Source organism: Dechloromonas sp. TW-R-39-2 (genome assembly GCF_016864195.1).
Lineage (GTDB): Bacteria > Pseudomonadota > Gammaproteobacteria > Burkholderiales > Rhodocyclaceae > Azonexus.
The window spans coordinates 1,809,048-1,823,395 of record NZ_CP045202.1 but is presented as its reverse complement, the minus strand read 5'-3'; the positions used below and the strand labels follow the sequence as shown (position 1 = coordinate 1,823,395).

The window sequence follows — 14,348 nt, the reverse complement described above, 5'->3', positions numbered from 1 at the left end:
CACAAGCCGGGCTTTTTTATTGGCCAAACATGATCCAGATCACGAACCTGGCTTGACGAAAAGACAGTGGAAGGCGCTGAATAGAGTTAAACAAGAAATAGCCGAAACATCGTTCCAGACTGCAAAAAGCACCTCAGGCCATGAAACTCAACCTGCCCGGAAACAGTATCCACAACCGGATCTGGATCATCGTCGTGCTCTTCCTGATCAGTACGGTTGCCGCCTACCTTGCCGACACCTCGATGTTGCGGACATCGCTGCTGCGCGAGAAAACCATTCAAACCCGGCAAGTCGTCGAAACAGCGCACGCCGTACTGGCTCACTACAGCAGCCAGGAACAATCCGGCAAACTGAGCAAAGCCGAAGCGCAGCACAATGCCAGCGAAGCTATTCGTGCCATGCGTTATGGCGACAACAATTATTTCTGGATCAACGATCTCGGCGCGCCCTTCCCCCAGATGGTCATGCACCCGGTTCAACCGGAGCTGGAGGGCTTGTTGCTGGATGGGGCAACGTTTAATTCGGCACTCCAGATCAGTTATGGCGACAGCAATGAATTCATTGACGTCGCCGGTTCGAAAAACATTTTCCATGCCTTCCAGGAGGTCGCCAATCATTCCAACCAAGGGCTGGTTCGCTACCTGTGGCACAAGCAATTGCCCGACGGAAAAATATCTGCCGAAAAATCCCCGAAGCTTTCGTTCGTCAAGAAGTTCGATGCATGGGGCTGGGTCATCGGCTCGGGAATATACATTGACGACATTGATCGAATCATTGCCGAACAAACCCGGCAGGTACTCATGCGTGCGACATTTGCCAGCCTGTTGCTGCTGATGGTTGCCAGCGCGATTGCCTACGGTATCCGCCAGATCGAGTCCGAGCTCAAAAATGCCAAAATCAGGATGCAGACGCTGATCGATGCAACCTCCGAGTCAGTTCTTCTGCTGGGTAAAAGCGGTGAAATCAAGGCAATCAACTTCTTTGGCGCCCAGCGTTTCAACAAAAAACCTGAAGAACTGCTCGGCATCGATTTTTTTGCCATCCTCCCGCCGTTGCTGGCCCAATCTCGCCGCGAAGCCTCCGAACAGGTTCTTGCTACCGGTGAACCACTGGTTCTTCGGGATGACCGCAATGGTACGCATTTTGAAAACACCATCTATCCAGTTTTTAACCAGAAAGGTGAAGCAACCAGTGTGGCCGTCTACGCCAAGGACGTCACTGAAGCACACCAGACCAAGGCCATCGATGAGATTTTTCGCCACCTGGATAGCGTGCTGCTCAAATGGCAGATGGACTCCACCATTGTTGCCCAGATTTTTTGCGACAACATCCTGCCGGTATTCAACCTGGCCGGCGCCTGGATCGGCAAGGCAGAGTGCGACGGAAGAATCACCGTCGTTGCCAAGGCAGAAATGCCCGCCCAACACTTTCTCGATACAGCCGATCTGCCGCAACACTGGAACAACCATGAATCAGGCTGGCCCCCGGTCTCGGCCGTCATTCGCAGCGGCTACCGGCAGATCAGCCACATTGATCCGAGCATTGCCGTACAACATGCCCAGGCTGCACTGGCGGCTGGCGTCCAGTCAGCCATCACGCTCCCCTTGCTGCTCGAGAAAAAAACCTGGGGAACATTGACGCTCTACAGCAAGAATGCCCCCTTGCTGGCCAATAGCCAGCAGCGTCTGGCCGGCATTGCCAGCCGCCTCTCCGTCTCGCTGGAATCAGCCTTGCAGCAAGAATGGCTCGCCCTGTTCAACACTGCGCTGACCGGTATCGAACAAGCTGTTTTCATCAGCGATGCCGAGCACCGCATCATCTGGACAAACCCCGCGTTCACCCGGATTTGTGGCTACAGCCAGCAGGATGTCCTGGAGCAGACGCCAGCCCTGTTCCAGGGCGACATGAAAAATACGGCACAGCTTTCTGAAATCAAGGAAATGACCGCAGGGGGAAATGCATTTGATGGAGAACTGATGTTCCTGCATCAGGACGGCCACGTCTTCCCGGTACACGCCATCGTCACGCCACTGGTCGATAACGACAACAAGATCAGTCACTACATCAGCATCGTTGAAGACATTTCCAGACGCCGAACCATGGAAATGCAAGTACGCCACATGGCCCACTACGATGCGCTGACCGACTTGCCGAACCGTGCGCTCTTTCATGACCGACTCCAGCAGGCGATCATTTCTGCACGACGCAACGAAACGTTTGGCGCCCTGCTCTTCATCGACCTTGATCGCTTCAAGGCGATCAACGACCAATACGGACATGCGATGGGGGATATTGTCCTGATCGAAGTCAGCCACCGGCTGCGAGGACTGGTCCGTGAAAGCGACACTGTTGCCCGTCTCGGCGGAGATGAATTCACGGTCATCCTGCAAAATCTGCACAGCAAGCAAGATGCGCTGCTCATTGCCGAAAAAATGAACACCGCACTGATGGCCCCGATCGAACTAGCCACGACAACCGCCACAATAGGCAGCAGCATCGGGATCGCCTTCTTTCCAGAAAACAACAACGATCCCGAAGCCCTGCTCAGTGCGGCAGACAATGCGATGTACCAAGCCAAGCAGGCCGGACGCAACGCCATTCGCTGCGCGAACGAGCCCCTTGCTGCGGTCGACGGATCAAACGCCTGAATTTGACCCCTTGCGCAAGGCGCTCGGCAAAGGGCTTGATTTTCTCTCCAGCCTCGGCGATAGTCTGGCCTCGCTTTTATTTTCATACCTGAAATCCCATGCCAACTTCCCGTACCCTCCGTTCAGCTGCTGCGCACGCAGTCGCCCCGGTCGTCGTACGTGTCGTCGTCAGCGTCGTCATTGCGCACGCGCCGTCGCGGGTCGGGTAAGAGAAAGAGCACAGAATCCCCAACCCCCGCCGGCGCAAACCGGCGGGGGTTTTGTTTTGGAGCCCGCCGGTTGAGCCAACAACCCAAAGGAAATCTCCATGACAGAAACTCTCAGCGGCGCCCAGATCACCATACGCCTGCTCGAACGCCAGGGCATCCGCATCGTCACCGGCTACCCGGGTGGCGCAATCCTGCCGATTTACGATGCGCTCAGCCAGTCGACCGCAATCCGCCATGTACTCGCCCGCCATGAGCAGGGGGCCGGTTTCATCGCCCAGGGCATGGCCCGTGCCACCGGTGAAGTCGCCGTCTGCATGGCCTCCTCCGGGCCGGGCGCGACCAATCTGCTGACGGCCATCGCCGATGCCAAGCTCGACTCCATTCCACTGGTCGCAATCACCGGCCAGGTACCGCGCGCGATGATCGGCACCGATGCCTTCCAGGAAGTCGACACCTACGGCCTGAGCCTGCCGATCACCAAACACAACTTCCTCGTTTCCTCGGTTGAAGAACTGCTCGACGTCGTGCCGCGCGCCTTTGAACTGGCAGCCTCCGGCCGCCCCGGCCCGGTGCTGATCGACATCCCCAAGGATGTCCAGACCCAGGCGATCGAGATTGGCCAATGGCCGGCACCGGGTCGCGCCGTGCCTTGCGCCCCGGCCGATGCCGAAGCCATCACCACAGCCGCCGCAATGATCAACGCGGCCGAACGGCCCATCCTTTACCTCGGTGGCGGCGTGGTTCACTCCGGCGCGGCGGCTGTCGCGGTCGACCTGGCTGAAAAGGCCAATTTGCCCACCGTGATGACCCTGATGGCGCTCGGCACCATGCCGGTCGATCACCCGCTCTCGCTCAGCATGCTCGGCATGCACGCCGCCCGCTACACCAATCTGGCACTCGACGAATGCGACCTGCTGATCGCCGTCGGCGCCCGCTTCGACGACCGGGCCACCGGCAAGGTCGCCGCCTTCTGCCGTAACGCGAAAATCATCCACATCGATATCGATCCGGCCGAACTCGACAAGATCAAGACGGCGCACATCGGGATCACTGCCGATGTCGGCGAAGCACTGAACCGCCTGCTGCCGGCCGTCAATCAAAATCAACGTGAAACCTGGGTCGACCGCATCAACACGCTGAAAGCCGACTTCCCGCTGAACATGCCGGAAGCCGACAATCCCCGCTCGCATTTCGGCCTGATCAAGGCAGTTGCTGCCTGCCTCGACGACCAGGCCACCGTCGCCACCGATGTCGGTCAGCACCAGATGTGGGTTGCCCAAGGCTACCCGCTGCGCCGTCCGCGTCAATGGCTGACGTCCGGCGGCCTTGGCACGATGGGCTTCGGTGTACCGGCTGCGATTGGTGCTGCCCTGGCCGAACCGCAGCGCACCGTGGTCTGCTTTACCGGCGATGGTTCGATCCTGATGAATATCCAGGAACTGGTCACGGCAGCGGAAGAAAACGTCAATCTCAAAATTGTCGTGATGAATAACGCCGTTCTCGGCCTGGTGCACCAGCAGCAGACCTTGTTCTACGGTGAACGCCTGTTTGCGTCGAAATTCAAGGGCATGCCGGATTTCATCAAGGTCGCCGAGGGTTTCGGTATGGCTGCGGTCGACCTTGATCTGGCCAGCAATCCGGCGGCTGCGCTGAAGGAAGCGATTACCCGCCCCGGCCCCTGCCTGATCCACGCCAGCATCGACGCCGAACAGAAGGTCTACCCGATGGTCCCGCCGGGTGCAGCCAACCACGACATGATTGGAAACTGAGATGAACGCCATCAACCGCAACGAACAACAAGCCATCGCCCGCGCCGTGCTGGAAATCGATGTCAATAATCATCCCGGCGTGATGTCCCACGTCGTCGGCCTGTTTTCACGCCGCGCCTACAACGTCGAAGGCATTCTCTGCATGCCGGTCGGCAACGGCGAACGCAGCCGCATCTGGCTGCTGGTCAACGAAGACTCCCGGCTGCCGCAAATGATCAAGCAAGCCGAGAAACTGGTCGATGTCATCGCGGTCCACCGCCATGCCGGCGAACATCCGGTCTTTGCTCAACTGGAGCCGTTCTTCCAGGCTTGAGACTGCTCAGTATCAAAGCCCGGGGACAAGCGGCAAGGCTATACTTGCCGCTTGTCCCATCTCTTTCGACAAACCATGCCGAACCGCACCCCCGACTGGCAAAGCGCCCAGACTTATTCCGACATCCTTTACGACACCGCCGAAGGTATCGCCCGGATCACGATCAATCGCCCGGAAAAACGCAATGCCTTCCGTCCCGAAACGGTCAGCCAGCTGATCGATGCCTTTCACCGGGCACATCACGACAACAGCATCGGTGCGATCATCCTGACGGGCGCCGGCGGCGAAGCCTTCTGTTCGGGCGGCGACCAGAAAGTGCGCGGCGATGAAGGCTATATCGACGAAGGCGGCACGCCGCATCTCAACGTGCTCGACCTGCAGATGCAAATTCGCCGCTGTCCGAAACCGGTGGTTGCGATGGTTGCCGGCTTTGCCATTGGTGGCGGCCATGTCCTGCACCTCGTCTGCGACCTGTCGATTGCCGCCGAAAACGCCCGTTTCGGCCAGACCGGTCCGCGTGTCGGCAGCTTCGATGCCGGCCTGGGCGCCGGGCTGATGGCCCGGACCATCGGCCTCAAGCGGGCCAAGGAAATCTGGCTGCTCTGCCGTCAATATGATGCCGCCACGGCGCTCGACTGGGGGCTGGTCAACGCCGTCGTACCGCTCGACCAGCTCGAAGCCGAAACGGTGGACTGGTGCCGCCAGATGCTGCAACTTTCACCGATGGCGCTGCGCATGATCAAGGCCGGCTTCAACGCCGACACCGACGGCCTGGCCGGCATCCAGGAACTGGCCGGCAACGCCACCGGGCTGTTCTACATGAGTGAGGAAGGCCAAGAAGGCCGCAATGCCTGGCTTGAACGTCGCCCGCCCGATTTCGGCAAATTCCGCAAACGCCCGTGAGACCGCTTGCGGCCGACTGGCTGCCGTACAGCCTGCCGCTCAAGCAGCCCTGGCACACCAGCCGGGGCGTTTTCCAGCACCGCGATGGGCGCCTGTTGCGCCTGAAGACGGCAGATGGCCGAACCGGCTGGGGCGATTGTGCGCCATGGCCTGAGTTCGGCATCACAGCGCAAGCCGCCAGCGACTTTGCCGAAGAATGCGCCCAGCTCGACCTCGCCGCCCAGCGCGCCAACCTGGCGCTGAACGCCTGGTTGAGTGGCCGGCCGGCTATCCAGCACGTTGCGGTCAACGCGGTACTCGGGGCAATTTTGCATACCCCGCCAGCCGCACTGAAGGATGCCGCCGATGCTGGCTTCCAGGTCATCAAGATCAAAGTCGGCAACGCCTCGCTCGATGACGAGATCGCAGCCTTGCAACAACGCTGCCAAGACTTGCCGGATGGCCTGAAGTTGCGCCTGGATGCCAACGGCGCCTGGTCGATGGCCGAGGCGCGGCACTTCATTGCCGCCTGCGCCGAATTGCCGATCGAAGGTCTGGAAGAACCTCTGCGCATGCCGACACTGGCGATGCTGGGCGAACTTCAGGCGACCAGTCGTTTCCCGATCGCCATCGATGAATCCTTCCATCTGATTGACCGGCAGTTCATGGCCGCCCCCGCCGTCCAGCGCCTGATCATCAAGCCCCCCCGCCACGGCGGCCTGCTGGCCTGTATCGAAACGGTACTGCAGGCTCACGCTGCGGGTGTCGAATGCATTTTCACCAGCAGCCTGGAAAGTGCCTGCGGCTTGCTGGCGGTAGCTCATCTGGCTGCGGCACTGACACCGGATTCGATCCATGGCCTGGCCACCGCCGACTGGTTTGCCAGCGACACCGGCGTCGGCCCGGCGATTCATCGTGGCAAGCTTGATTTACCAATGTTCGATGGACTGGGATTCCAGCCCGCGACAAGCTGGCCGGGACGCTAGATTTTGCGGTATTGCCGCGGTCGACCGCGGCAATGTTCGATATTTCGAATCGGGGCTCAGCCAAGTCCCTGACGGGCCTCGACAAAGGCCGGAAAATCACCGGCAGGCATCGGGCGGGCAAACAGGAAACCCTGGAAAATATCGCAGCCCATCTGCCGCAGCAAGCTCGCCTGCGCCTCGGTTTCGACACCTTCGGCGACGACCTCCAGCCCGAGCGCATGGCCCAGACTGATAATCGCCTGCACCAGCGCCTGCGCCGTCCGATCAGCCTCCAGATCGAGGACGAAGGAACGGTCGATCTTGATTTCATCGATATCGAAGCGGTTCAAATAGCCCAACGAGGAAAAACCGGTCCCAAAATCGTCCAGCGAAATCCGGATACCTCGCTGACGCAAGCTGGCGATCACGCGATTGGCTGCATCGGTGTCCTGCATCAGCACGGTTTCGGTCAATTCAACAATCAGTTGCGAAGGCGCCACGCCAGTTCGGTACAACACTTCATCGACAAACTGGACCAGGGTGCGATCAAAGAAGCTGTGGGCTGAAAGGTTGATGCTGATGCAGCCCAGATTCGGATTTTTTTGCTGCCAGCGTGCCAGCATTTCGCAGACATGACTGATCAGCCATTCGCTGATCGGGTGGATAAGGCCGGTTTCCTCGGCCAGTGGAATGAACTGTGCCGGGGAGACCAGCCCTTTGAGCGGATGTTGCCAGCGCAGCAGGACTTCCGCCCCCAGCACCTGGCCGGTCCGGGCCGAGATCTTGGGCTGCAGGAATGGCAACAGTTCGTTACCCTGCTCCAGCGCGACACGCAAACTGCGCTCCATGACCATGCGTTGCATCGCCTCGCGGTCATGTTCCGGATCAAAGAAATTAACCGTGGCACCTTCCGAGCGCGCGGCCCGCAAGGCGACCAGCGTCGCACGCCGCATCAGTTCCTGCGAATCTGTCGCATCTTCCGGATAGCACGAAATCCCGATGAATGGCTTGCTCAAGAACTCTTCAGCACCGAGGAAAACCGGGCGTGCCAGCGTCTCGCAGATGGCCTCGGCCAGACGGCGGATCACCTCGTGATCCTGCTGGCCGGGCAAGGCGACAATCAACGACTGCTCGTCGTAACGTGCCAGCGCAGCAGCTCCGAGCATCGCTTTGCCGGGATCTTCAGTTGATGCATCGAGCAGGCTGCTCAGCCGGCTGGCCTGCACCTTGATGACGGTATCCGCGATATCCTGCCCAGCCACCATGGCGATCTGGCGCAGGTGATCAAAATGGATGAACAGCAGGGCCAGCACATACGGCGTCTCGGCATTGTTCAGGTCACGATCAAGCAACTCAAGCAGACGATTCCGGTTGTACAGGCCGGTCAGGCTGTCATGCCAGGCCAGCTGGCGGATTTTCTCTTCCTGTTCGACGCGCTGGGTAATGTCCTGGATGAAACCGCTGGCGCCGAGATATTCGCCGACATCGCCAAAGCGCGGAAAACCCATTTCATGCACATGAAACCATGTGCTTTCATCGTGTAGACCGCGCAAACGGTAATCCAGCCGATATGAACGGCCAGATTTCAGCTCCGTCCGGCCACGGACCAGTGCCGCCCGGTCTTCGCGATGGACACGGGCGAGCAGGCGCTCCTTCGGCACGGGCAGCATGCTCGCACCGATGATGTCGAGATACTGGCGCGAGGCATTCACGACCGCGCCATGCTCATCCATCATCCAGTTGCCCAGATGGGCGATTTGCTGGGTATTGATCAGGTTTTCCTGACTATCCATCAACTCCTTGAACGCCTGGGCCGAACGCAGCAGATAGCGCACGCGGTGAGGCAGCAAGGGCATGTTCAGGGGTTTGGTGATGAAGTCGGTGGCACCGCAGCGATAAGCCTCATCGATCGAGGCCTGATCGTCGAGCGCGGTCAGCATGATGATCGGCAGATGTTCGAGATGATGCTGGCGGCGCAGGGCGCGGCAGGCGTCAAAGCCGTTCATGCCCGGCATCAGCACGTCAAGCAGCAGCAAATCCGGCAATTCTCCCCGGCCGATCAGTTCGAAGGCTTCTTCGGCCGATTCGGCAACGATCACGTCGAATTCATGCTGGGCAAGAACGGTCTGGGTGATGGTTCGCATCACCGGCTCATCGTCGACCACCAGAATGCGCTGTTTACCCGGTGAGTTCATGATTTTTCCTTCACATCGTCGACCGGCGACAGGATTTTGCCGACGGCTGCCTTGACGACGGCAAAGTCGTGCACAACCCGCTCGATAAAGGCCTTGGTCCTATCCTGATCGCCACTCCGTGCGGCCAGCTCGGCTTCCTTGCACAAACCGGAAAAACCCATGATGCCGAGTGCAGCACTGGAGCTTTTGAGGTTATGGACAATCCGGGTGATCCGTTCGAGATCAAAGTCACGGTCAACGTTGTTCAAGACCTTGATATGCGCCTCACCTTCCCTCAGATAAGACGCCAGAACAACCGGAATGACGCGTTCTGACTCGGCCCCCAGGCTGCTGCGTAATTCATTCAGATCGATCAGCGGAACACTCTCGGCGGCGCCGCCCGAATTTTCTGCCTGCAGCGCTGGCGTGCGCCGGACAGAAGGCAGCCAGCGTGCAACGGCCGAAGCAACCCGGTCGATGGTCACCGGCTTGGTGACATAGTCGTCCATCCCCGCTTGCAGACACATTTCCCGATCGCCCGCCAGCGCATTGGCAGTCAGTGCAATGATCAGTTGCCGGGTCTGCTGATTGCTGCGTTCCATTTCGCGGATGATACGGGTGGCCTGCAGACCGTCCATCACCGGCATCTGGACGTCCATCAGCACCAGATCGAAACGCTCCGCTTTCAGGGCTTCGATTGCCAGCTGGCCATTCACTGCCAGTTTGACGCTACACCCCAGCGTCACCAGTATCTGTTCGAGAATGATCCGGTTGGTATCGTTATCCTCGACCATCAGTACCTTGGCATCGAACTGCAGAATCCCCTGCTCTTCCTCCTGCTGCGGCGCTTCAGCCAGGACACCCCAGATTTCGGCCAGCTCGCAGAACAAGTCGAGGTCACTGAACGGTTTGCGAACATCCCCGGCCACCCATGCCGGCAACGGCGTGGCATCTCCCTTGTCGGTTTCAATATTGTGGATGACCAACACGGGGATGCCGGCAAAATATGCCCCATCCGAATCGAGCAAGACTTCGAAGGCCGCCGTATCCTCAAGCAGCACGGCATCGGGATGCAATTCACCGAGCAGCCCTTCAAGCTGCCCGGGTTCATGCGCCAACCGGGCCTTGATTCCCCCCCAGTTCAATAGCGTCAGCCAGTAATTGGCGCGATCGCCAGGTGTTGCGGCCAGAACCACCGAACGCCCGGCCAGAGGCGCCAGCCATTCGGGCAGGCTGCGTACCGCCTGGGCAACCTCCAGCGGCAAATCGATCGAGAACACCGACCCCTCGCCCGGCTTGCTGCTGGCGTGGATTTCACCGCCCATCAAGCCGATCAGGTCGCGCACGATCGCCAGGCCCAGCCCACTGCCACCGAAGCGGCGGCTCATGCTGTTGTCGGCCTGACGGAAAGGCGAAAAAATATCTTCCAGTGCCGTATTGTTGACGCCAATGCCGGAGTCGCGAACGGTCAGCAACAGACGCTCTGAGCCTCGGCCAAGCACCTTGACCCGGCACGAAAGACGAATGCTGCCGACTTCGGTGAATTTGACCGCGTTGTTGACCAGATTGGTCAGAACCTGACCCAGGCGATATTTGTCGCCAAAAATGTAGCCGGGCACATCCGGGTCGATATCGAACCAGAGATCGAGGCCTTTCTTGCGGGCGGCCGGGGCGAAAACCGAAATGACCTGTTCTATCGTTTCGCGTACATCAAATGGGAAGCGCTCCAGTTGCAAGCCGCCAGCCTCGATGCGTGAAAAATCGAGAATATCATTCAGCAGGTAAAGCAGCGTATCGGCCGAACTGCGCAAGGTAGTCAGCTGATACTGCTGTTTCGCGGTCAACGTGCTGGCTGCCAGCAAATCCGCCACACCGATAATGCCATTCATCGGCGTCCGGATTTCATGGCTCATATTGGCCAGAAAAGCACTCTTGGCACGATTTGCCTCCTCAGCAACTTCCTTGGCCTGCCGTAACTCCTGCGTCCGCTTTTCAACCACCTCTTCCAGATGCGCCCGATGACGGACAAGCTCGGTGTCCCGGTCGGCAATTTCAACCAGCATGGTGTTGAAGGCATCGGCCAGTTGGCCTATTTCATCATCGGAGTACTTGGTGGCGCGCTGCAGAAAGTTTTTCGACTCCGCCACATCCCGGGCCGTCTCGGTCAACGCCCCCAGGGCATTGAGCAGGGATTCCTGCATGCGCCGGGCAATCAGCAGGGCAAAAATGAAGGCCACCAGCGAACCGGCCATGAACCAGAGAAAGTCGAGCCGCGTATCGTGCCAGACGCTATCGAGGCTGGCCGTCAGTGATACGGAACCAATGACACCTTCGACGGTACGAATTGGAACAACGACGGTGACATTCGAAAAATTGATGTAACTCGCCACATCGAGATGCGCCTGGTCGGCTTGGCGTGCCTGTTCCGGAACGGGAACGGCAAGCTGGCGATAGCGGTAGCTGAAATCACTATCCACGCTGCGCATCGTTGCAGCCACAATTTCGCGATGCGGAACCAGCGATGAAAACAGGCGCTCAGCCCCACCGATATCCTGAAACTCGACCACAGCCGAGGCATTGAAAGCGATGACTTCAGCCATCGAGCGCAATTCGGTCAGTTTGGCATCGCGGCGGTGGTCGACCTGACGCAGCGCGAAGAGCAGAAATGTCAGGGCCAGCCCGACGCCGACCGAAGTGGCGATAATCGCAGCCAGACGGCGGCGGATGGGAAGCTTGTGGATCATCGGCCGCCCCCGCTCACCTGGCGGGCCAGACGCAGCATCTGAGAACTGGCCTTCAGTCCGGCGCGCCCCAGTGCATCGGTATTAATGTCAAATTGCAACCTGCCCTCCGATCGCACCAAAGCGATTACACCACCATCACGGGTAAAAATTTCGGCGTCGCTGACCGTCAGGATCGCCTGCTTGTCGGACCAGCGCAGTACTGCAGCGAAACGCGACTCCTCGGTATCTGGCACGAACAGCAACTGACAATCGGCCAATTGGTCAGGACTGGTCACTTTACGAATGCGCAATTCCCTGCCGACAATCTGCCGCCCCTCGTAAGACGCCAGATACGGTCCCAGACTATCACGGCCAAACAGGCAGATCGTCGCCGTCGACCGCGACGCCGGCCACTCGACATATTTCAGGAAATTAACTAGGTAGGCGGCCTTCAACTGCCCTTCGGACGCCACTTCGCCAAAGCTCGACGAGCCGGCCAGGCTGAGCAAAAGCACGGCGGCAAGGCTGCGAAGTGTCGAAAGAAGAGGCCGGGAGCGCATGATCAGTCAGAATTTCCAGCGCACGGACAACAACAGGGAAGGCGTGACTTCACTCTGCGGACTCGGGATGTAATCCGAAATGAACTCGATACGACGCGGCCCCAGCAAATTGCGGCCACTCAGGGCAAGCTCGACGTCCTTGCCGAACTTGCGGCCATAGCGCAGGTCCAGCGTCATGTATCCCGGCACGCGAACCAGCTCGGTATAAGGCGCATTGGCCCGGTAAAAACCGGCCGAGCCACGAATCCAGGCATCGAACTGCTGGATTGGCGAGATGTTCCATTGCGAGCGCAAAGCGCCGAAATGACGCGGTCCGCTTTTTTCATCATTTTCCGCCGTTGCATTCAAGGTTGGATTAGCCGAGCGATCAAATTCAAGCCGTGTCCAGGCATAGGAAAGCTGCAAGCGCCAAGCAGCAGACACCAGCCAGTCGGCACTGAATTCTGCACCATTGCTCCAGGCTGCCATGCAATTGTATGTCTCGACATTCTGGATGATGTTCAAGGGCAACATGCTGAAATCCTGGCTTACTGGCAGCCCGGAAATCAAATTCTTGTAGCGATAGCGGTAGACCGCAAGATCCGTACTGAAGTTGCTTGTCAGTTGCTTGCGGTAACCGAGTTCGAAACCTTCCACTTCCTCCGGTTTCAGCGTGCGCGAAGAAGGACGCGTCCGAAGAAAGACCGGCAAGCCCATGGATTCGGCCGATGGACGAACCACGCCGGCAAAGATGGTGACATCGCGTTCGGCTCTCGCCGGCACTCTGGGTGCCCGGGCGTATTTCAACCACACGCTGTCGCTGCGACCCGGCGTCCACATCAGGCTGGCGCTGGGTGAAAAAGTATTGCCGCCACGCATCGGATGATCCCAGCGCGCCCCGGCCCCCAGAACGAGACGATCGCGGATCAGCGTCCAGTCGTCATGAACGAACACCCCGGTGCTGCGATCCGTATAGTCCGGATTGGCCATCGACACCACACTGGTTGCAGAAGTCACCGAATCCGACGTTGTCCGGTGGCTCCCGCCCCACAGCAGGTCGTGCCCGGCAAATGCGTAGCGCGCCTGGTAATCAAGATCGTAGGTTGTGCGTTCTTCCTTGAAATACTCGCTGATCTCGATGCCCGAATCGGTCATGGCCATTTGCAGCGATGACTCGACACCACTATCGGACAACCAGCGATAACGCCCCATCAAGCTTTGGCTCGTATAGCTTTGCTGGATCAGATAGTTGTTCATCCCGAGAAAACTGCCGCCTCCCGAATACTGCGGATTCAGACGCCACTGATCGCCAAGCGAGGAGCGCACGGCATTGGCCCAGAGAGTCAGGTCGTGGCCGGCACCCAGATCCTTGTCCAGACGAAAATCAAGCACGCCGTTATTCAGGCGATCAACGTTCTCACCGCCTGAGGCGTAAAGTTGCGACGGCTCGGCGTGACGTCCCTGAACCGACATTTTCCAGCGAGTGTACTCATCCAGCTGTCCACCGTAACGGGCATAAAGGCCGGCCTTACCCTGCGTTCCAAGGCTGGCCACGGCCTCTCCCCCGCCCTGATGGCGGGTGTGACGACTGATGATGTTGATCACGCCATTGACGGCATTGACGCCCCACATCGCAGCTCCCGGTCCGCGAATCACCTCGACGCGCTCGATATCTTCCAGCGCGATCAGGTCAGCCTCCCACATCACCCCGGAGAAAATCGGGTGATAAACACTGCGACCATCGATCAGAACCTGCAGTTTATTGGCAAAGCGGCCATTGAAGCCGCGTGCGGTCACCGCATAGCGTGCGCTATCGATCTGCGCCACCTCGATCCCGGGCACCATCCGCAGCACATCGGGCAAGGCCTGCGCACCGGAGCGCCGGATGTCTTCGGCCGAAATCACGAACGCTGCGGCCGGCACATCGGACAGACTCTGGCTCTTGCGGGAAACCGAGGTGATATCGGCCTTGGTCAGCTCCTCAAGACCCATCTCATCCACTGCATTGCTAGCCAGTACATCGCCCCCCCAGGCCAGCAGCATAAGCGAAAGCACTTTTTTGCAGCGCATTTTCGTTTGCCGAAATTTATCGTTATTGATGTACTGATTTTCCCCACATTAAGCCT

Annotated in this window: 9 protein-coding genes; 5 read left to right on the top strand and 4 right to left on the bottom strand. The window is 59.0% G+C overall.

Translation table 11 applies throughout. The features are described from left to right. Positions 1–140: 140 nt before the first annotated feature. The 5 genes from GBK02_RS08620 to menC all read left to right on the top strand — a co-directional run bounded on the left by GBK02_RS08620 (position 141) and on the right by menC (position 6,807). A complete protein-coding gene (locus GBK02_RS08620; protein WP_203466277.1) occupies positions 141–2,648 on the top strand; it encodes a diguanylate cyclase domain-containing protein in 2,508 nt (835 codons plus the stop codon). A 307-nt stretch (positions 2,649–2,955) separates the two neighbouring features. Then, on the top strand, positions 2,956–4,626 hold the full coding sequence (gene ilvB, locus GBK02_RS08615; protein WP_203466276.1) for an acetolactate synthase large subunit: 1,671 nt from the start codon (positions 2,956–2,958) through the stop codon (positions 4,624–4,626). A 1-nt stretch (position 4,627) separates the two neighbouring features. Continuing rightward, positions 4,628–4,939: an acetolactate synthase small subunit gene (gene ilvN / locus GBK02_RS08610; protein WP_203466275.1), complete on the top strand. Its 312-nt coding sequence runs from the start codon at positions 4,628–4,630 to the stop codon at positions 4,937–4,939. A 75-nt stretch (positions 4,940–5,014) separates the two neighbouring features. After that, the gene (menB, locus tag GBK02_RS08605) at positions 5,015–5,842 is read left to right on the top strand and encodes a 1,4-dihydroxy-2-naphthoyl-CoA synthase (protein WP_203466274.1); all 828 of its coding nucleotides are present in this window, start codon (positions 5,015–5,017) and stop codon (positions 5,840–5,842) included. Further along, positions 5,839–6,807: an o-succinylbenzoate synthase gene (gene menC, locus GBK02_RS08600; protein WP_203466273.1), complete on the top strand. Its 969-nt coding sequence runs from the start codon at positions 5,839–5,841 to the stop codon at positions 6,805–6,807. The genes menB and menC overlap by 4 nt, the downstream gene beginning before the upstream one ends. 56 nt (positions 6,808–6,863) lie before the next feature. Here the strand turns inward: menC and GBK02_RS08595 are convergent, their stop codons facing one another. The 4 genes from GBK02_RS08595 to GBK02_RS08580 are packed head-to-tail and all read right to left on the bottom strand — an operon-like array spanning position 6,864 to position 14,292. After that, positions 6,864–8,981 (bottom strand): EAL domain-containing protein, encoded by a 2,118-nt coding sequence (locus GBK02_RS08595; RefSeq protein WP_203466272.1) that lies wholly within the window; start codon positions 8,979–8,981, stop codon positions 6,864–6,866. Then, on the bottom strand, positions 8,978–11,704 hold the full coding sequence (locus tag GBK02_RS08590) for an ATP-binding protein (protein WP_203466271.1): 2,727 nt from the start codon (positions 11,702–11,704) through the stop codon (positions 8,978–8,980). The genes GBK02_RS08595 and GBK02_RS08590 overlap by 4 nt, the downstream gene beginning before the upstream one ends. Next, positions 11,701–12,243, bottom strand: coding sequence for a YfiR family protein (locus GBK02_RS08585; RefSeq protein ID WP_203466270.1), 543 nt, complete (start codon positions 12,241–12,243; stop codon positions 11,701–11,703). Before GBK02_RS08585 ends, GBK02_RS08590 begins: the two co-directional genes overlap by 4 nt. A gap of 6 nt (positions 12,244–12,249) precedes the next feature. Further along, positions 12,250–14,292: a TonB-dependent siderophore receptor gene (locus GBK02_RS08580; protein WP_203466269.1), complete on the bottom strand. Its 2,043-nt coding sequence runs from the start codon at positions 14,290–14,292 to the stop codon at positions 12,250–12,252. Positions 14,293–14,348 lie beyond the last annotated feature (56 nt).